Source organism: Synechococcus sp. R5-15 (genome assembly GCF_047462035.1).
Classification (GTDB): domain Bacteria; phylum Cyanobacteriota; class Cyanobacteriia; order Thermostichales; family Thermostichaceae; genus Thermostichus.
In genome coordinates this window covers 19,873-38,547 of sequence record NZ_JANSIK010000020.1, presented here as the reverse complement: position 1 = coordinate 38,547, position 18,675 = coordinate 19,873, and the positions used below count along the sequence as shown (strand labels likewise).

Sequence of the window (18,675 nt, the reverse complement as noted above, 5' to 3'; positions counted from 1 at the left end):
TTGTAACCTCGCATTCCTCCCGGCACTGACCCTACGGGTACAGTGCGGGGCTCCTGCGATTTCTAGCTGAGGGGAAGCCTTGCAAAGTGCTACTCAATACCTAGACTCTTTTTTAAGCCTATTTTAGGGATCGGACAGCTCCAGCCAAGCAGCCCTTGGCTCCTCCCTCAGTAGATGCTTTTTCAAGGCCCAACGTCCAGAAAGGCGGGGTTATGAGCAAGCTGCTGCGGCTTGCCGCGCCAAGACCCACTCCACCAGGGTGCGCACTCCATAGCCGGTGGCCCCTTTGTTGTTGTAGCCTGCATCCTTTTCTGTCCAAACGGGGCCTGCTATATCCAGGTGGGCCCAAGGGGTTTTCTCCACAAACTGCTTCAGGAACAGGGCAGCGGTGATGGATCCCCCTGAGCGGGGACCAGTGTTTTTCATGTCGGCCACAATGGAGCTGAGACCCTCGAAGTAGCCTTCTTCCAGCGGCAGGCGCCAGATTTTTTCGCCGGAAAGGTTGGCAGCTTGCTGTAGCTCCTGGGCCAGCGTCTCATCTGGGGTGAACAAGCCGGCAATTTCTTCCCCCAGAGCAATCACACAAGCACCGGTCAGGGTAGCCAGATCGAGGATGGCATCAACGCCCAGCTTTTCCGCAAACACCAGGGCATCTGCCAAGGTGAGGCGGCCTTCTGCATCGGTGTTGTTGACCTCAATGGTCTTCTGGTTAGAAGCGGTGAGGATATCCCCTGGGTGGATGGCATGGCCGCTGATCATGTTTTCCGTGGCAGCGACGATGAAGTGCAGCTCCACTTGCGGCTTGAGGGCGGCTAGGGCCCGTGCAGCTCCCAAAACTGCCGCTGCTCCCCCCATGTCGGTTTTCATCATGGCGATGCTGCGGGAGTCGGTTTTGATGTTCAGCCCACCGGAATCAAAGGTCAGCCCCTTGCCCACCAGGGCCAATTTGGTAACAGGATCCCCTTGTGGCGGCTTGTAGGTGAGGTGGATAAACTGGGGCGGCAGGTCAGAGGCTTTGGCCACACCCAAAAAAGCCCCCATCCCCAGAGCCTCGCATTCTTCCTGTCCCAAAATCTCCACCTCTAGACCATATTCCTGGGCCAGTTGGCGGGCGGTATCGGCCAGGGCAAGAGGAGTAACAATGTTGGCGGGGGCAGCCACCAATTCCCGAGCCAAGATGGTTCCTGCCGCCATCTCAATGGCCCGCTGCAGCGCGGCCTCGTAGTCAGAACGGGCCTGGGCCAGCCCCGGCACCAAAAGGGTTACTTCCTGCACAGAAAAGCTGTTTTCCTCTTCCCCTTTGGCTGAGGATTTGAACCGATTGTCCCGGTGCGCCACCAGTAGGCAGGCTTCGGCCACCGCCTGAACCACGCGCACCCGATCCAACCCCGTCTCCGGCAAAGACAGCATCACCTGCTTGGCTTTTAAGCTGTGAGCCTGGCGCAGGCCGTTGGCTGTGGCCCGTCGTAGGGCTTCTAGCGTTAGGGCCGCGGGATCCCCTAGCCCCACCAACACCAGTTTGCGGATCTCTCCTGTCAGGCGCAGGGCAACACTGCTATTCGGCTTCCCCTGAAACCCCTGCTCCTGAACGGTTTCCGCCACCAGCCCTGACCACGCCTTTTCATCCCAAGAGGCGATCTCAGGGGGCAGAGGAAAGCGGCCATTCCCGCCGGAAGCGGCAAAGCAATAGACCAGGGCACATTCCCCTTGAGTGAGTGGCGGCTCGCTAAGATGAAGCTGCATGAGAAACCCTTGACCAAGCTGTTGACAGCAGATCCTCAGTCTATCTAATTTTGCCGGCTCTTAGGGCAAGGGATCCCCCCTCTAGTGGGCGGGCCGGAAGATCCCGAAGCAGGAAGTGTAGCCGTGTAAAAAGGTGGATCCCCCAACGGGGCCGATCTCACCATTGCAAAAGAACCCCCCCAAGGGCAGCTCTCCAAGCAATTCCCGAAACCGTTGCGAGTCAAAATCGGGAGTGCCGTACAGGCCCTTGCCTCGCCCCAAACAGGAGAACATCAACGCCCCACAAGGCTCCGGCCTCGGTTGAGAGGGGCTTTGCCTCAAGTTGCGCTCGGCACAATAGCGGCTGAGGGCCCAACGCAGATCTTCTGCCGAAGTCTGGGCATCCCGCAGATGAAATTGCACCGTCTGGCCAGGGCGCACCTGATCCCCGATGGCCAGCGCCCCCACGCGCGGATCAACGCCCAAGATTACGCGAATGAGGAAATCTCCCGGCGTCGGCTCCGACTTGAACTCATCCATCAGCAGGCCGATGAAGAGAGAGTGGCGGGCCAATCGCTGATCCACGGGACTGAGCCGCTCTGCCAAGTCCTGCAAAACCGCTAGAGGAGGGCGACCCTCCAAGCCAAGAATCACATTCCCCTCTGCTTCCGTCACCCGCAAGGGATCCCCAATGGGGCGACACCCCTGGGCCACCACTGCATCCAGCACCACATTGCCGTAGAGCGCCAACCCCACCGTCCCTTCTCGGTACAGCTCCCGCCGAGGTGTGGAGGTACGCGCATCCAGCAAAAATAGGGCGTTGCCTCGAGGGCCGCGGCCCCCACTGGCCAATCCCCCCACTTTGACGGATCCCGGATAGGCGAAATCCAACCCCTGCAGCAACTCTGAGATGCCAGAGGAAAATCCATCGGCCAAGAGCAGAAAATGAGGCTTGCTCTGCGGCGAAACCCCAACACAATCGACCCAGGCAGAAGGAGCCGCATCCAAGTCTGGCAATTGGTTCCCCCGCAGATGAAAAGGATGCAGCACCACCTCCGGCATGACCGCCAAAGACAAGGAGAGAGCCGGGCCATCCTCAATTTCATGCCCGCCACCCACAATGCCACCCCCGGAGCAGCCGATCAAAACGTCCACCTCCAGCAGCCCCGACAGCAATGGCAACACCCGGATGTATTCGCTGGCAAAGGCCGCCGACACAAACAAAACCCCCAGGTTGGGCCGCAGAGGCTGAGAGGGAACATACCCTGTCAGCAGCCCCGGCAAGCTGCCGGATCCCACCGTCTGCACCTGCCGACTCAGGACACTTTTCAGCTGGGCCGCCTGAAGCTTGGCCTTGGCTTCCTCCACCACCTGCCGCAGAGCCGCTTCTAGGGAAGGGAGCTGGGAGAGCGCGTTCACCCACTGCATCGGCGTGTTCCTACGGTCTGGAGTTTGCTGTCTTTAGGCTAGCAATTTATGGCCGGGCTGGCTGTTCTGCACGGTCTCTGTTCAAGACAGGATCAGGGCAGATAAGGCCGGGGATCCACAGGCGCGCCCCCGCCGGGGCGGACTTCAAAGTGCAGATGCGGCCCTGTGCTCCAGCCAGTGCTGCCGCGGCTCATGATTGTCTGCCCCTGCTGCACGTACTGGCCTGTGGAAACGTAAATCTGATGGCCGTGGGCATAGCGAGTAACAATTCCGTTGGGATGGCGGATATCCACCCGATTGCCGTAGCCATCCCCGCCATTCCCCGCAAAGATCACCACTCCCTCCTGAACGGCTACAATGGGGGATCCCACGGGGCCAGGAATATCTACCCCTGCATGAAGGCGACCGCGACGGTAGCCAAAGCCAGAGGTGATTTGCCCGGAGACCGGCCAGACAAACCCACTGCTGCGGGCCTGAGGAGGAGCTGGAGGAGGCGCTGGCGGCGCTGGCCGAGCTTGTGGCTGGCTCTGAGCTCGTCGGGCAGGAGCAGGGGTGGGCTGCGTACCCGGCGCCGGAATCGTAAGGCGTTGGCCAATGCGCAGCCAGTGGGGATTGCGCAAGTTGTTGGCTTGAATAATGGATCGCTGAGTTACCCCATAGCGGGCGGCGATCCGTTCGATGGTGTCACCGGCTCCAACTGTGTGGGCCAGGGATCCACCGGCCAAGAGGGCCTGCCGTTCTTGTTCCATTTGCTGGGCCCGGCGTTGCTGCTCCGCCTGTAATCGAGCTTGGGCTTCGGCTTGGCGTTGGGCTTCCTCCTCTTGCTGGCGGCGCTCTTCCTCTTCGCGAGCTTTCTGGGCAGCGATCATCTCCTTCTGACGCTGGATCAACTCGCCCACATCGCCGGGGATGAGCAGGCGTTGGCCAATGCGCAGATATTCCGGGCGATCCAGAGGAGTCGCTTCGATAATCCGCTGCTGGGGAACTCGGTAGCGGTTGGCAATGTCCTCCAGTGTGTCTCCCTGCTTGACGGTGTAGATCAATCCCGGCTGGCTGGGGATGAGGAGAACTTGCCCCGGCTTCAGCTCAGTACTGGCCTGAATACCATTGGAGACGGTGATGGCAGCCGCGTCGAGCTGATACATCTGGGTCAGTTGCCAGAGGGTTTCCCCCGGCTGAATTTCATGCTCCAGAATGCCTCTGGGCCCTTCTCCTGTCGGGATTCGCCCTTCTGCGAAGGCTTGGCGCAGCTGCTCCTTTTTCCGCTCGTAGTTTTGCTGCAGAGCGCCAGATAGCGTATGCACAGAGGGTGGGATCGGCTCTACCGCCGGAGACAGGGGGCGATTCAACTGTCGCTGCTGTAGGGTAGCGACTCCGGCCAAGCCCAGCATCAGCAAAAGACCAGTGGCCCAAGCCGGATATCCCCGACGCGCAGGAGCAGAATCCCCCGGCTCTGGATGGGCTGTCTCAGGCTCGGTTGGGCACCTGGGGGTGGCCGGCAGCTGCTCTTCCCCAGCTTCTGCGCAGGGATCCGCCTCCAGCTTCAGAAGCCATACCAGGCCCGTTAAGCTGAGAGAGAGGGCCAAACCAACCCATCTTGGCTTCGACCGCCCAGAGAGAGGGGCTGGAGCCCACTCCAGAAGATAGGCTTCCTCGGCAGATGAATCCGCAGAAGTCCAGGACTGTTCTGAAGGGATCCCTGCCGAGCCCTTTGGGGGTGGGGGGGAAAGGGTGCTCACGGCAGCACCGCGGAAATCCAGCTCCCCGTTTTGGGGATTGGGGAAAGTGGGTTTTAAAGGCATCCTCACACCAACAGGCTGACACTAGAGTGCAAGAGAAGAAGATGTCAAAATGAGGGGCATAAGCCCCTTGGCACCGAGCACCCCAGGGGTGACTCAAGCGGGGGTGGAGCTCGCTAATGAACAGGCTGGCTCGCACTCAGGTTAGAGTACCGTAGTTAACAAATCTAGACAAGTCTTGGCAGGTAATTTCAGCCATAATGCTTGCCTCACAATGGTTCCAGCCCTTGGCTCGTTGAGATTTTGTCGAGCCTCATCCGATTCAAGACAAAGTGCGCCATCGTCTTTTTTTGGAAGACAAAGCCTGTTTTGCTGTAGCTGAAACTACAAACTAGGGATACCCATGGATTTGGTTGTCTACAACACATTGACTCGCCGCAAGGAAGTGTTTCAGCCGCTGGCAGCAGGTGGATCTCAATCCGTTTCCGTCGGCAATTCCCAGGGATCCGCAGCTCCGGTTGCGGGGGAGAAGCCCCTGGTGCGTATGTATGTCTGTGGTGTAACGGTTTACGACCTCTGCCACCTCGGCCATGCGCGTACCTACGTGGTTTGGGACATGGTGCGTCGCTACTTGGAGTGGCGCGGCTACCGAGTGAAGTATGTGCAGAATTTTACCGATGTGGACGACAAGATCCTCAAGCGGGCGTTGGAACGTGGCGAATCCATGCAAGCGGTGGCGGAGCGCTTCATCGCCGAATATTTCCAGGACATGGATCGCCTGAACATCAAGCGGGCCGATCTCTACCCCAGGGCAACCCAATCGCTGCAAGCCATGTTCCAGTTGATCCAATCTTTGGAGCTCAAAGGCTTTGCCTACCGGGTACGGGATCCGATTCGACACCAGACCGACCCGTCTTCCCTCCTGCAAGCGGGACACCAGCCAGAGACCCCCGCCTCTGTTCAGTACTCTGTTTACTACTCTGTCCGCAAGTTCCCGGATTACGGCCAGCTATCCGGTCGAAAACTGGAGGAGATGGAGGCGGGAGCCAGTGGCCGGGTAGGAGAAGAAGGAGCCGACAAACAGGATCCCTTCGACTTTGCCCTTTGGAAAGCGGCCCCCCCTTCTGAGCCGGGGTTTGCCTCCCCTTGGGGTTGGGGGCGACCGGGCTGGCACATCGAATGTTCCGCCATGGTGCGAGAGACCCTAGGAGATCACATCGACATTCACGCCGGCGGGGCAGATTTGATTTTCCCCCACCACGAAAATGAGCTGGCCCAATCGGAGCCGATCACCGGCAAGCCGATGGCCAAGTACTGGATGCACAACGGTTTTCTCAACATCAACGGCGAGAAAATGTCCAAATCTTTGGGCAACTTCACCACCCTGCGACAGGCCCTCGCCGTCTATCACCCCATGGCCTTGCGGCTGTTTCTGTTGCAGACCCACTACCGTAGCCCCATAGATCTCACCGAGGCAGCCATGCAGGCGGCTAGCCGTGGCTGGGAAACCCTCCAGAAAGGGATCCACTGTGCCCAGCAATTCTGCAAAGGAGAAAAGGGATCCCCTGATGCTGAGGCCATGCAAGCCTTTCAAGCTGCTATGGACAATGATTTTGGCACCCCTGAAGCGCTGGCTATCGCCTTTGAATTGGCCAAAGAACTCACCCGCGAACACAACCTGTTCACCCATCAAGGCCAAACCCATCTGGAGCCCCAGGCCCTCAAACAAAAAAGCGCTGCCTTGCTGGAGATTTTGGCTACTTTGGGATTCTGTTGGCCCTCATTCTCTGAATTCGAGGGATCCAAAGAAGCAGCTACAAATGGGGAACTTAACTTTAAAAAAATCGAGGAGCTGATCGCGCAGCGCTCGGCAGCCCGCAAGGCCAAAAACTTTGCCGAAGCCGATCGCATTCGGGATCAGTTGAAAGCCTTCGGCATCACCCTCATCGATCAAAAAGATGGCACCACCCGTTGGCTGCGAGAATAGGGGTTGAGGAGCATTCCTCGGGCTCATTCAAAATGGATATGGCTGTAACCTAGGGGCTCAGAGGGGCAAAGTGCTTCTCCCTTCGTTTGGGTTGCTGGAAAAGTTCGGCTAGAGTCAGATCAGTGACTGTGTCAACGTCTCGGCGGATCTCAATGCTTTCTCCAGCTACCGCGCAAACTGATCTGAGTCCCATCGATCTGGATTGCCTGCTCACCCCTGAGATTCAGCGGCCGGCCCGCTACTTGGGCAAAGAGTTCGGCGCCGTCCACCGTCCTTGGGATTCGGCACGGGTGCGTTGGGTGCTGAGCTATCCAGAGTTGTACGAGGTGGGAGCTTCCAACCTGGGCCACCTCATCCTCTACAACATCCTCAACGCTCAGCCGGATCAACTGTGTGACCGCACCTACTTGCCAGGCCCGGATCTGGCGGCCCGCCTGCGGCAGTTGGGGATCCCGCTGTTTGCCGTGGAGTCCCGCCGCCCTCTGCGCGCCTTTCACATCATCGGCTTCAGCCTGGCTTACGAGCTGGGGGGCACCAACATCCTGGAGATGCTGGATCTGGCCGGGATCCCGCTCAAGTGGTGGGAGCGGCAGCCCTTTACCCCGGAAGAGTGCCCTCTGATCTTTGCCGGCGGGCCAACCGCCACCTCCAACCCAGAGCCTTTTGCCGACTTTTTCGATTTCTTCGTCTTCGGAGATGGGGAAGAGGTGCTGCCGGAAATTGGCCAAGTGCTGGCCGGATCCCTGTCCAAGCCCCGCCGAGAGGTCTTGCTGGAGCTGGCCCAGGTGCCGGGGGTGTACGTGCCCCAGTTTTACGAGGGGATCCCACCGCGGCCCATCGTGCCTGGGGTGCCGGAGCGCATCCGCCGTCGGGTGGCCCTGCCTCAACCCCAATACTCCGTCGGCCTGGTGCCTTTGGTGGAAACCGTCCACGACCGCCTGGTGATGGAAGTGCGGCGGGGCTGCACACGGGGCTGCCGATTTTGCCAGCCGGGAATGCTTACCCGCCCAGCGCGGGATGTGGATCCGGAAGCAGTGGTGGAGGCTGTGGTGCAGGGCTTGCGGAGAACAGGTTACAACGAATTTTCCCTCTCTTCTCTCAGTTGCTCCGACTACCTTTCCCTGCCGGCGGTGGGAGCGGAGCTGCACAACCGTCTCCTCAGAGAACACATTGCCCTTTCCCTGCCCAGCCAGCGGGTGGATCGCTTTGATGAGCAAATTGCCGCCATCATGAAGGGATCCCGCCGCTCCGGCCTCACCTTTGCCCCCGAAGCTGGCACCCAAAGGCTGCGGGACATCATCAACAAGGGCCTCACCGATGCCGACTTGATTCGCGGCATTCGCACCGCCGTCCAAGAGGGCTGGGACAAAATCAAGCTCTATTTCATGATTGGCCTGCCCGGCGAGACCGACGCCGATGTCCTGGGGATCGCCCGCACCGTCGAGATGCTGCAGCGAGAATGTGCAGCCCTGGGTCGCAAGCGGGTGGAGTTTACCCTCACCCTCTCCAACTTCACCCCCAAGCCCCACACCCCCTTCCAGTGGCACCGGGTGGACTACGCCGACGTGCAGCGCAAGCAAACCCTGCTGCAGAAAGAGCTGCGGCGGCTGCGGGGCGTCAAAGCCCACTTCACCGACATCCGCTTCAGCATCCTGGAAGACTTCATCGGCAAAGGGGATCGTTCCCTAGGCCGCATGATCGAGCGGGCTTGGCGGGCCGGTGCCGGCATGGATGCCTGGTGGGAAAACATCGACGCCGCCTACGCTGCCTGGGTGAGGGCCTACTGCGGCGAAGAGGTGGATCCTGCCGCCGATCCGGTCGCCCTCTGCGCCCGTCTCCCCATCCGGGAATTGGGCCTGGAGGATCCCTTGCCCTGGGATCACATCGATACCGGCATCGACAAAAAATGGCTGCAAAAAGACTACCGCCGCGCCCTGGAAGCCCTCACCGTGGAAGACTGCTCCTTCGAGGGCTGCTCCGCCTGCGGCATCTGCGGCCCCGGCTTCGGCCACAACATCGTCATTCCCCCTCCGCCCGTCCCGCCCCTGCAGAGCAAACCCACCCCCACCCCGGATCCCCTGGAGCCGGAGCCACCTGCCCAGCGTTTCCGCATCACCTACGGCAAAACCGGGGATCTGCGCTGGCTGGGCCACCTGGATCTCATGCGCCTGTGGGAACGGGCCTGTCGGCGAGCGGGGTTACCTCTGGCCTTCAGCGGCGGCTACCACCCCATGCCCCGCCTGGCCAACGCCAACGCTCTGCCCATCGGCCAGGAAGGCTATGGCGAAATCCTGGATCTGGAGCTGCTGGATCGGCCTGAAGGTCCTCTGACGCCTGAGAAACTGCGCGCCCTTCTGAGCGAACAGCTGCCCCCGGAGATCCCCATCCAAGCCGTCCAAGAAATTAGCCTTCGGGATCCCTCGGCCACCGCAGCCGTTTACGCCGCCGAATATCAGCTCACGGTGAGCTGCGAGTTGCCCAAAGCCGTTCACGGCAGCGGGACGGAGTCCTCTTGGCCTGCCTGGGTCACCCAGATCCTAGACGCGCAGGAAATCTGGATTGAAAAAACCTCCAAGTCTGGCAAGTCCTCTCCCTTCAATGCCCGCGCCCTGCTTTACTACCTAGAGTTTCAGGGCCTGACCCCCGAGGGCAGCGCTTGCCTCCTTTACCGGGGCAGTTGCCGCAACGACGGTGCCTACCTGCGGCCCACCCATCTGGTTCAAATGGCCGAGTCATTGGGGTTGCCCCACTGGACACTACAGACGGCAAAGCGGCTGCGCCTGTTGTGGGAGAACCCCCTAGCCGATCCAGATTGAGCACTTCCTCTGGGAGCAACCCAAGGGCTAAGGGTCTGTCTGGGCTGAGGGATCCCACAAGCGCTATAATGCTGCTATTGCTGGCTCCTGCCGCTGTGGGGCTCGCCAAGCATCAACTTGACCAAGGGCGGGGTGAGCAGCAGGCAAAAGCTGGGCCGGATTCCGGAATGGAGACACTCTTAACTCAGTACCCAGGGCAGGTAACAGGCGTGATGGGGTCGAGTCGATAGGTGCAACAGAAAAGTGTGCCTCTTCGACCTAGCCCAGATCTGACCAGAAAATTTTACCCTGAGAAGGTGCTTCTTTCCGCGCGCAAACCCTGTCTTGTTGTGGACTATCGCTACGCGACGCTTTCGCGAACAGGCTGGGCCGCACAACTGGGGTTCTGCAATGGGCCAGCGTTGGATCTCCCGAGGCGGAGCCGTCTTGCTCCCTGAGCCTATCGATTGAGCCCATCCATGAATCTCCATGCAAACCTCACCGAATCCATTCATCCCATCCGATGAGTTTTCCTTCCAATCAGCAGAAGCCCCCCGCTGTACCCACCAGAGCCAGCATTGGGTAGTTCACATGCACTTAAACTCACCTCACCCATTGGAGAGGAAACAAAGCCAAGCGTCAAAGCAGAGCTGAGGGTAATGGACAGCCCCATGACGACTCGATCCTGGTTAAAGAAACTTAAGCGGATCCCGGCAAAAGGACAACACCTCGCCAGAATGAGGGTTCAACCCGTAACCGCGTGCCCTTGGGGCGGGGAGGGAAGTTAATGCCCAGGCAGATTGTCATTGCCGAGCAACATCGAGTGGCAGCCGTCTTCGCCGAAGATCAAGTGCAGGAGCTGATCGTCGCCAGCGGCGCTCACCAAGTGGGAGACGTTTACGTCGGAATCATCGAGAACGTTCTGCCCAGCATCGATGCCGCTTTCGTCAACATCGGCCCTGCAGAGCGCAATGGGTTTATCCACGTCAGCGACCTGGGCCCGCTGCGCCTCAAGCGAAGTCATGCCTCGATTTCTGAGCTGGTCTTGCCGCAGCAAAAGGTGCTGGTACAGGTGATGAAAGAGCCCACCGGCAACAAAGGGCCAAGGCTTACCGGAGATTTGGCCTTTCCAGGGCGGTATTTGGTGTTGCGACCCTACGGAAAAGGCGTTCATCTGTCCCGCCGCATCGAGGATCGAGAAGAACGCAACCGTTTGAAGTCGCTGGCCATTTTGATTAAACCCCCGCAGATGGGCCTGTTGGTGCGCACCGAAGCGGAAGGTGTGTCCGAAGAAGCGATGATCGACGACCTGGAGCAATTGAAGAAACTCTGGGAAGATATTCAACAGCAGTATCAGGCAGCACGGGGGCCGGGGCTACTCAACCGGGATGACGACTTTATTCAGCGGGTGCTGCGGGATGTTTACTCCGACGATGTGAACCGCATTGTAACCGACTCTGCGGCGGGAGCGAAGCGAGTCCGTAGCTATCTGCAGGGCTGGAACAAGGGCCAAATGCCCCCCGGTGTCGTTGTCGATGCCCACCGCGAGCCCACCCCCATTCTGGAGTATTTTCGGGTCAACGCGGTTATTCGTCAGGCGCTGCGTCCGCGGGTGGATTTGCCCTCTGGCGGCTACATCATCATCGAGCCCACCGAGGCCCTGACGGTAATTGATGTTAACTCGGGCTCCTTCACCCAATCGGCCACTTCTCGGGAGACAGTGCTGTGGACAAACTGTGAGGCGGCTACCGAGATTGCCCGCCAATTGAGGCTGCGCAACATTGCCGGTGTGATTGTGGTGGACTTCATCGATATGGATTCCCGCCGCGACCAGTTGCTGGTTTTGGAGCATTTTAACAAGGCCCTCTCCAGCGACAAAGCTCGCCCACAGGTGGTCCAACTGTCGGAATTGGGGCTGGTGGAGCTCACCCGCAAACGGCAGGGGCAAAGCCTTTACGAGATCTTCGGCTATTCTTGCCCCACCTGTGAGGGGCTGGGGATCCTAGCCCGCTTGCCGGGGGCCGAGCCAGGGCATCTGTTAACAATAGAAAGCGGCCTGACGGTAACGCTACCCACCGAGGCGGAAGGAGGGGATGAGGAAGAGGCCGGCCCGATCCTGCCCCGCGATGGCAACTCCCAACGGGCGCGCCTGCGAGTGGGAAGCGATGGGCTGTCTCGAGGCGATAGCCGTGCGCTGCTGCGGCGGTCGCGCTCTGCCCCCGGACAACGACGCCCCAGCCCGGATCCCTTTACGACTTCAGACGATCTGGAGGAAGAGCCACGGGTTGAAACGGGACGCAAGCGTCCCCGCGAAGACTGGGGGGATCCCCGCACTGGCCAGCGCCTCGTTGCCCGGAGCCTGGATACTCCTGTAGAAGAGGAAGCCCCAGAGCCGATGCAACTGCCAGGGGGCGGAGCAGACCTAAAGCGTCAAGAACCCCGCCGTTCTGGCCCTGGGGAAGAGGCAGAATCCGCCTCACGCAAAGATCACACTTCCCCAGCTCGCACCGTTCGCGCCAGCGGGACGGAGTCCTCAGAAGGCCGTCCGGCTCCGGTACGGCAAACCGTCACCGTGGAGATGACCCCGTTACAACAACGGGTCTACTCGGAGTTGGGGCTGTCGCCGCTGTTGCTGCTTGACCAGCCGCCGCCTTGGGGCCGAGACACGGCGGTTAGGGTGGTTCTGCCGGGAACTCTAGAGGCGGAAAGTCCGCCCAGGATGGAGACTGAGGCAACTTCTCAGACAGAGGAGTTTGCACCCGAACCGGATGCCTTGCAGGAGAAGGAGCTGCTGGACAACCTCTCTCCACCCGAACTTTCTGAACCCGAAATCCCTTCTGCTGAATCGTTCGTGCCAGCAGTGCAGAGCAGCTTGGCCGAGCCAGCCGCGGAACTGGGGATCAGCCCTGCCCAGCAATCTCCAGCAGCCTCCAGGCGACGGCGCTCCCGCAGCAGTTAGGCGCTGCTCTCAAGCCCAGGGGCAGGCATGGGAGTATGGTGGAGCGGGCAAGGCCGAGTTTGATCTGGGAGGGATCCCTTTGGCAGCAGGGGATCCTGCGGGTGGCGGGGGTGGATGAGGTGGGGCGGGGGGCCCTGGCCGGGCCGGTAGTGGCAGCGGCGGTGATTTTGCCCGCCCAGATGGATCCCAAAGCACTGGAGGGAGTGAGGGATTCCAAACAACTGCGTCCGCAGCAACGCGCTCAATGGGCGGAACGGATTCGGCAGGTGGCCCTGGCCGTGGGTATTGGCAGTGCCTCTGCTGCTGAGATCGACCGGCTCAACATTCGCCAGGCCACGGTGCTAGCCATGCAGCGGGCTTTGGCCGAGTTAGATCCCATCGACCACATTTTGCTGGATGGATTGCCGCTGGCCGAGCTGGGATCCCGGCAAACGGCCCTGGTCAAGGGGGATCACATCAGCCTCTCCATTGCCGCTGCTTCAGTTGTGGCCAAAGTCTGGCGAGATGCCTTGATGCAGAGCTGGGATCGGCAGTACCCCGGCTACGGCTGGCGCACCAACGCTGGCTATGGCACGCGGGAGCACCGACTGGCGTTGCAGAACTTGGGGCCCACCCCGCAGCACCGCCGCAGCTTTGCCCCCTTGGCAGAACTGAAAGTCAGCAGATATGATGGTTGATGCAGTTGCATTGCCCACGTAGCTCAGTGGACTAGAGCACTGGGTTCCGGTCCCAGGTGTCGGAGGTTCGAATCCTTTCGTGGGCGTCTTCAGGCATATAAGTTCAGCCATATAAGTGGGCAACATACTTTCCGTACCCGTTGTAGGGCAAGGTGGGAACGATTTGCCACTGGGAACGGGATCCGAAACCGATCAAGACTTCCTGCTCCTGTGACCAGCGGGGGTGGGGCACCCTAGGATCCACATTGGCCTCAAATCCATACTCCTCAGGGGCGAGGGTATTCCAAAACGTAGAGGGTTGATGATCCAAAAGCTCGATTTTGACGATGGATTTTCCCCCTTTAAAGCCATACTTCCAGGGAACTACCATGCGAATTGGCGCTCCGTGCTGTTTGGGCAACGGCTTGCCATAAACGCCGAGGGCAAAAAAGGCCAACTCGTTGGCCATTTCCTCGATCCGCAACCCTTCCGTGTAGGGCCAAGGCAAGTTGGGGGGCCAGATTGGGCCAGGCATAATTTCCGGATCGTAAAAGGAAGTGAAGCGGACAAATCGAGCCGTCGGCAAAGGATCCACCCGTTCCAGCAACAGCCGCATCGGAAAGCCCAACCACGGCACCACCATCGCCCAGGCTTCCACACAGCGAAAGCGATAGATGCGCTCTTCGAGGGGGAAGTTAAACAGATCTTCCAGGCCCAACCGCTGAGGATGCCGCACCAGCCCGGTAATCTCGACAGTCCAGGGATCCGTGGGCAAAGCCTGTGCAGCCCGCCAGACGCGCTTTCCGGAGCCAAACTCGTAAAAGTTGTTGTAACGAGTAGCTACAATCTCCTCGGTGACGGGCCTGCCCACATCCGAAAAGTGGGGGTTGAGTGGGATCCCCCTCAGCTCTCGTTCTACCGAGGGAGCAGCTCCCCTGCTGCCAAACCCAAAAATAGAAAAACTGGCTCCCACCCCAACGGATCCCAGTTGCGCTAGAAATTGCCGCCGGCTGAAAAACATCTCTTCTGGAGTGACCTGTGCCTCTCGTTGCCAGGGGTGAGGAACTCGGATCCCGAACATCCATCAGCCATCCTTTGATTCAGAGTCAGGGAAAAAGTCTGCCGCCCGAACTACTACATCCTAAATGAATTACTACATCCTAAACGGATCTAAGCCGACATTCCCCGAGCTCGTTTCCAGCGCTGCCCCATGTGTAGTCATTTCAAATGTAGTCATTTCAAACAGCAATGAAACGATTTGTTATGTCTGTCCCTGGCTCCCCTCTCCTTTTGAGAGAGGGGTTGGGGGTGAGGGAAACCCTGCAGGCTGGGATGATCGGTGACGAAATCACGGTATAGCCGTGTTGGCTGAGTCCGTGCTGCTGGAAAAAAGTGTGGGGATCAGCTAAGGACTTGAGCTGGGCTCCGGCAAAACGTAGATGGACTCCACTTGCCGCCCTGCCGATGGCACTGCCTGGATGGTGCCCTTGTCGATGTGGTAAATGACCTTCTCTGCTTGCAACTGATTCTCCCCTTGGTTGATGATGACCTGGCCCTCCAGCTCAATGCGTTGCTCCTGGCTGTAATACACAGCTCTTTGGGCGCGGGCCGTCAGCCGCTCGGCAGGAAAACTGAGGGTGACATTGCCAATGGCCGTAAAAACCCCTGTGTTGGCGTTGGCCTCCTGAACATCAGCGCTGATGCTGATGGCACGAGGATTTTGACCCCAGGCCGGGATCCCAAGGGCCAGCACCACACCCACAGCCCAGCCCAGCGTCCCTAGCCGCTGCCAACCCTTCCGGTCAAACGCCATCTCCAAAGCCATGCCCCATCACCCCGTCAAACCACCACAGCAGCCAGTCTAGCCCGTCAATCCAGGTCACAATGGCGGGGGGCAGCCTATGGGTCCGTTCCCTTTCTCCCCTGGGGCAGAGCTTGGGCAAGCTGTCTTTCCAATTCGGCAACGCGCTGCATGAGCTGTCGGTTGGCTTCCAGCAGCTCCCGCGCCTGGCTGTTGAGGTAGGGATCCGACTCCCACCAATTGATGCCGATCTCCTTGGCCTTATCCACCGAAGAAATCAGCAGGCGAATGCGCACATTTAGCAACTCCACATTGCCCACCGAAACGGTGATGTCTCCGGCGATCACAATGCCCTTGTCCAGCACCCGCTCCAGCACATCGGCCAGCGAGGAGCCATGAGTAGCCGTGGTCAAGGGTTGAGAGCTAATCGGCACAGAGTTCATCGACCTCCAAAGTGTACCAACAGGCAAAAGACTCAGCCAGGCAGTTGGTCTAGCAGATAATTCAGCAGCTGGGATCCCTCTTCATAGCGCTTGCCGGCTCGGGGCAACAGCACATCCGCACACAAAGCGCGAAAATCGGCATTCTCTTTGCTAACTGCCAGCTCATGTTCCTTGACAATGCGCCCGATCATCAAACAACTGCGCAGGCTGGGGTGGCGCGTCAGATCCAACTTGCGGCGAAAAGCCCGCACAATGTGGACGATCTTGAGGGCGTCGGGGCCGGATAAGCCTATTCGCGAGGTGAGAATCTCCTTTTCGGTCTCGATGTCCGGTTCCCCCATATCGATGGTGATCATCCGATCCAGCAGCGCATCTTGGGCCCTGTGAACCCCGGTATATTCCTCCGGGTTAGAGGTAAAAATGGCCCGGAACTGGGGATGCACCCGCAGATATTCCGAGCGGTTGCTGTCCGGCGGCAACACCAGCAGCCTCTCCTCCAAGGCACTCAGGAGAGCATTGTTGGCCTCAGGGCGGGAGCGATTGAACTCGTCGTAGATGAGGGTAAACCCCTCTCGGCAAGCCAAGGTGAGGCGGGCATCCACCCAGCGCTGCTGCACATCCTCCTCCGTCTTCACCACCGAGTGAATGAAGTTGTCCACCACCCGCCGATGGGTAAAACCGGTGCGCCCCCCGATGAGGTCGGAAGAATCGAAGCGGTCATCCCCATAGATCAGCATAATGGGACGGCCCAGCAGGCTGGCCAGATGCATCGCCAAAGTGGTTTTGCCCGTACCCGAAGGCCCCCGCAAATGCACCGCAAAGCCCGATTGCAAATAGCGCAAAGCGCGGCGGGTAATCCGCTCAATGTAGGGGGTGTTCACGAACTGGCGGGGACGCGCCTGCAGAACCGTGGCCATGGAGATACTCAACCTCTTTGCTGCCCTAGACTCCTTTGCCTTGACTATAGCCCGGATGTTCTTCCTGCGCTCGGCACAACTAAACTGCGACCGTCCCCGACACCATGCGCCGCAGCGTAGCCAAGATTTCCGAGGGATCCACCCCCAGATCCACCGCGCCGCGGGCCAACAAATCCCGCACCCGTTCCCGATCCCCAATTACCTGCAGCAGGGTCAAGTTGGGATCCTGCGCTTGTAGATCACTCACATACTTGTTGACATAGTCAAGGATGGGATCCACCTGTTTCTCAACAGTAGGCGGAACTTCAGGGGGTTCGAGCGTTGTCAAGCCCCCTGGGGGTTGGGAAACAGAGACCGGGGCGGACGGCTCCACCGGGGCTTGGTCTTCGGCTACAGGCGTTGAGTCGGAAGCAGTCTCACCGGCAGTCGCAACGGCACTGTTAGAGCTTGCACTGGAAGTGGAGACTTCAGGTTCTGGGGCGAGGACAGGGATCCCATTGCCCCACACCTGCTTATGCAACTCCGCCCGGAAAGTGGCCAGGGATCCCCGCAGGGCCTGGGCCTGGGCTTGCTGTTCCTGGGCCATCTGAGCCAGCTCCTGTCGAGCCATTTGCCGGAGAGCCTGTACCCACTGCCGCAAATCGGCGCAAAAAGACTGCCGCGCTTGCTGAGTTTCGCCGGCCATCGCCTGCCGAGCCTGCGTATAGGTGCTCAGCAAATGCTCCACAGCCGCAGTCAAGTTAGCCCGGAAAGCCTGCAATTGCTGCCGGCTGACTTCCAATTGAGCAGCTCGTTCCTGCTCCAGGCGAGCCAGACTCTCTGCCACCGACTTGGCCCGCTGAGCCGCCGCTTCCGAACGGGAGCATTCGTCCAGGGATCGCCTCACAGCCCGCTCCTGCCTCAGTTTCTGCAATTGGCTGCGGGTTTGCTCCGTCTGGTGCCGTATTGCTTCTTGTCGTTGCTGGCGGCGCTGCCCCAGCTCAACCATCAGGGCTTGGTGCTGCTCTAGGCGCTGCTGCCGAGATCGGCTTAACAAACTTCGGTTTTGAGTCACCCGCCGGCTGCGAGCTATGGCCCATTGTTCCTGCAAACTCATGGTGTTCAATCCCTTACGTCGTGTTCAATGCTTGGGTGGATACAGCTTCTCTGCCTGTTCCCAACTCGATGGCACTGCCAACCTGTAGCTCAGTGCGGCTGCAAGACTCAATCCTCGAACAAAACCCGCAGAAGCAAGGCAGAGACCGGCGGTGGATCCCTGCCTCGCTTTCCGAGAGCCTTCACAGCGGCCAGCTCCAGACCCCCGCCCAAGACCCATGACCCGTCAAACCATCACGGTATTGAAGGCAAGGGGATTGAGTGATTGGGCCAGATTTAGACGGCAGGAGCAGCAGCAGTAGCCGTCAGACCCACAGCCTCAGCGTATTTCAGGTAGGTTTCCACGGAAGCCACAACGACGCGGGCTTCAATGGCCAACAGCTCGATCCCAACCAAAGAAACCCGCACCCAGGCATCGACCACGATACCTTTATCCAAGATGCGATCGATCACTTCGGCCAAGCTGGACGAGGAGTTCACTTTCTCTACTGCCATAACGATCTCTCTTGCACTGATACTGCTGATACTGATGAGGGTTGAAAAGGACAGACAACTCGGCGGAAAAATGGCATGTAGAAGGGATCCCAGCTGAGGATTCACCTTCCCTAGGGCGACAGCCGCACCCTCTATCACCCTAGCCCTATTGTGCTGGCTTTTTTCGGGGAGAACACCCGTAGATTCGCTTAAAAAAGACGGCGAACTCGAAAGGTTTACCGCTTTTCTAAGCGCCATCCCCCCTACATAGTACTCGCCAGCAGAAAAAATGGGCAAAGATGAGGGCGAGTTTTGAGCCCAAGTTGTGGAAGTGTGGTGGAGGGGCAGTGGGAAGCGGCAGGGATCCCCTATACTGGGGGCAGTGGGCTTGATGACATACCGTTTCTCGCTGGCTGATAGGGCTGTCGTGACCGATTTCAACACCGGGATCCCGAGCGTGCGTCGCCTGCAGAAGGTCATCAAGGATCGGGAAACCCTCGAGGTCAAACTCAATACCGGAGATGTCTTCGTCGGCCAGTTGCGCTGGCAGGATCCCGATTGCCTCTGTTTAGCCGATACCGAGGGGCGGGAGTCGCTGCTGTGGCGGTCTGCCATTGCTTTCATCAAGGTCAGGCCTCAGTCTTAAGTACTGCTCCGGA

The 18,675-nt window shown here is 59.4% G+C and carries 14 protein-coding genes and 1 tRNA gene; 6 read left to right on the top strand and 9 right to left on the bottom strand.

The annotated features are described in order from the left end of the window. Nucleotides 1–210: 210 nt before the first annotated feature. The 3 genes from NW839_RS02345 to NW839_RS02335 all read right to left on the bottom strand — a co-directional run bounded on the left by NW839_RS02345 (nt 211) and on the right by NW839_RS02335 (nt 4,952). The gene (locus NW839_RS02345; RefSeq protein ID WP_414350950.1) at nt 211–1,743 is read right to left on the bottom strand and encodes a leucyl aminopeptidase; all 1,533 of its coding nucleotides are present in this window, start codon (nt 1,741–1,743) and stop codon (nt 211–213) included. 81 nt (nt 1,744–1,824) lie between these two features. Continuing rightward, nucleotides 1,825–3,150, bottom strand: a complete 1,326-nt coding sequence (locus NW839_RS02340) for an FIST N-terminal domain-containing protein (protein WP_414350947.1) — start codon at nt 3,148–3,150, stop codon at nt 1,825–1,827. A 92-nt stretch (nt 3,151–3,242) separates the two neighbouring features. Further along, the gene (locus NW839_RS02335; RefSeq protein WP_414350944.1) at nt 3,243–4,952 is read right to left on the bottom strand and encodes a LysM peptidoglycan-binding domain-containing protein; all 1,710 of its coding nucleotides are present in this window, start codon (nt 4,950–4,952) and stop codon (nt 3,243–3,245) included. A 340-nt stretch (nt 4,953–5,292) separates the two neighbouring features. Between NW839_RS02335 and cysS the strand changes: the two genes are divergently transcribed. The 5 genes from cysS (at nt 5,293) to NW839_RS02310 (ending at nt 13,393) form a co-directional block, all read left to right on the top strand. Next, nucleotides 5,293–6,876 (top strand): cysteine--tRNA ligase, encoded by a 1,584-nt coding sequence (gene cysS / locus NW839_RS02330; protein ID WP_414350943.1) that lies wholly within the window; start codon nt 5,293–5,295, stop codon nt 6,874–6,876. 152 nt (nt 6,877–7,028) lie between these two features. Beyond that, nucleotides 7,029–9,692, top strand: coding sequence for a TIGR03960 family B12-binding radical SAM protein (locus NW839_RS02325; protein ID WP_414350941.1), 2,664 nt, complete (start codon nt 7,029–7,031; stop codon nt 9,690–9,692). A 766-nt stretch (nt 9,693–10,458) separates the two neighbouring features. Further along, nucleotides 10,459–12,630: an Rne/Rng family ribonuclease gene (locus tag NW839_RS02320; RefSeq protein WP_414350938.1), complete on the top strand. Its 2,172-nt coding sequence runs from the start codon at nt 10,459–10,461 to the stop codon at nt 12,628–12,630. 35 nt (nt 12,631–12,665) lie between these two features. Then, the gene (locus NW839_RS02315) at nt 12,666–13,307 is read left to right on the top strand and encodes a ribonuclease HII (RefSeq protein ID WP_414350936.1); all 642 of its coding nucleotides are present in this window, start codon (nt 12,666–12,668) and stop codon (nt 13,305–13,307) included. A gap of 12 nt (nt 13,308–13,319) precedes the next feature. After that, nucleotides 13,320–13,393, top strand: a tRNA-Arg gene (locus tag NW839_RS02310). A gap of 17 nt (nt 13,394–13,410) precedes the next feature. Here the strand turns inward: NW839_RS02310 and msrP are convergent. From msrP to gvpA, 6 genes are all read right to left on the bottom strand, one after another. Then, nucleotides 13,411–14,367 carry a protein-methionine-sulfoxide reductase catalytic subunit MsrP gene (gene msrP, locus NW839_RS02305; protein ID WP_414350934.1) on the bottom strand — a complete coding sequence of 319 codons (957 nt, stop codon included), beginning with the start codon at nt 14,365–14,367 and terminating at the stop codon, nt 13,411–13,413. A gap of 324 nt (nt 14,368–14,691) precedes the next feature. Continuing rightward, the gene (locus NW839_RS02300; RefSeq protein ID WP_011433424.1) at nt 14,692–15,111 is read right to left on the bottom strand and encodes an LptA/OstA family protein; all 420 of its coding nucleotides are present in this window, start codon (nt 15,109–15,111) and stop codon (nt 14,692–14,694) included. A 74-nt stretch (nt 15,112–15,185) separates the two neighbouring features. Next, entirely contained in the window at nt 15,186–15,530 is a 345-nt protein-coding gene (locus NW839_RS02295; RefSeq protein WP_414350932.1) for a gas vesicle protein, read from the bottom strand. Nucleotides 15,531–15,562: 32 nt separating this feature from the next. Beyond that, nucleotides 15,563–16,447 (bottom strand): gas vesicle protein GvpN, encoded by an 885-nt coding sequence (gene gvpN / locus NW839_RS02290; protein ID WP_011433426.1) that lies wholly within the window; start codon nt 16,445–16,447, stop codon nt 15,563–15,565. A 79-nt stretch (nt 16,448–16,526) separates the two neighbouring features. Beyond that, nucleotides 16,527–17,543, bottom strand: coding sequence for a gas vesicle protein GvpC (gene gvpC / locus NW839_RS02285; protein ID WP_414350929.1), 1,017 nt, complete (start codon nt 17,541–17,543; stop codon nt 16,527–16,529). 275 nt (nt 17,544–17,818) lie between these two features. Next, the gene (gvpA, locus tag NW839_RS02280) at nt 17,819–18,037 is read right to left on the bottom strand and encodes a gas vesicle structural protein GvpA (protein ID WP_011429717.1); all 219 of its coding nucleotides are present in this window, start codon (nt 18,035–18,037) and stop codon (nt 17,819–17,821) included. 370 nt (nt 18,038–18,407) lie between these two features. On the opposite strand from gvpA, the gene NW839_RS02275 reads away from it, so the two are divergent. Next, nucleotides 18,408–18,662 (top strand): Hfq-related RNA-binding protein, encoded by a 255-nt coding sequence (locus tag NW839_RS02275; RefSeq protein WP_414350927.1) that lies wholly within the window; start codon nt 18,408–18,410, stop codon nt 18,660–18,662. Nucleotides 18,663–18,675: the final 13 nt, after the last annotated feature.

Excerpts from the sequence above, each read along its gene's own strand:
- NW839_RS02315 (WP_414350936.1), top strand. The coding sequence starts at position 12,666 with ATGGTGGAGCGGGCAAGGCCGAGTTTGATCTGGGAGGGATCCCTTTGG.
- NW839_RS02340 (WP_414350947.1), bottom strand. The coding sequence starts at position 3,150 with ATGCAGTGGGTGAACGCGCTCTCCCAGCTCCCTTCCCTAGAAGCGGCT.
- NW839_RS02320 (WP_414350938.1), top strand. The coding sequence starts at position 10,459 with ATGCCCAGGCAGATTGTCATTGCCGAGCAACATCGAGTGGCAGCCGTC.
- NW839_RS02335 (WP_414350944.1), bottom strand. The coding sequence starts at position 4,952 with ATGCCTTTAAAACCCACTTTCCCCAATCCCCAAAACGGGGAGCTGGAT.
- gvpC (WP_414350929.1), bottom strand. The coding sequence starts at position 17,543 with ATGAGTTTGCAGGAACAATGGGCCATAGCTCGCAGCCGGCGGGTGACT.
- NW839_RS02300 (WP_011433424.1), bottom strand. The coding sequence starts at position 15,111 with ATGGCTTTGGAGATGGCGTTTGACCGGAAGGGTTGGCAGCGGCTAGGG.
- cysS (WP_414350943.1), top strand. The coding sequence starts at position 5,293 with ATGGATTTGGTTGTCTACAACACATTGACTCGCCGCAAGGAAGTGTTT.
- NW839_RS02295 (WP_414350932.1), bottom strand. The coding sequence starts at position 15,530 with ATGAACTCTGTGCCGATTAGCTCTCAACCCTTGACCACGGCTACTCAT.
- NW839_RS02325 (WP_414350941.1), top strand. The coding sequence starts at position 7,029 with ATGCTTTCTCCAGCTACCGCGCAAACTGATCTGAGTCCCATCGATCTG.
- msrP (WP_414350934.1), bottom strand. The coding sequence starts at position 14,367 with ATGTTCGGGATCCGAGTTCCTCACCCCTGGCAACGAGAGGCACAGGTC.
- gvpN (WP_011433426.1), bottom strand. The coding sequence starts at position 16,447 with ATGGCCACGGTTCTGCAGGCGCGTCCCCGCCAGTTCGTGAACACCCCC.
- gvpA (WP_011429717.1), bottom strand. The coding sequence starts at position 18,037 with ATGGCAGTAGAGAAAGTGAACTCCTCGTCCAGCTTGGCCGAAGTGATC.
- NW839_RS02275 (WP_414350927.1), top strand. The coding sequence starts at position 18,408 with ATGACATACCGTTTCTCGCTGGCTGATAGGGCTGTCGTGACCGATTTC.
- NW839_RS02345 (WP_414350950.1), bottom strand. The coding sequence starts at position 1,743 with ATGCAGCTTCATCTTAGCGAGCCGCCACTCACTCAAGGGGAATGTGCC.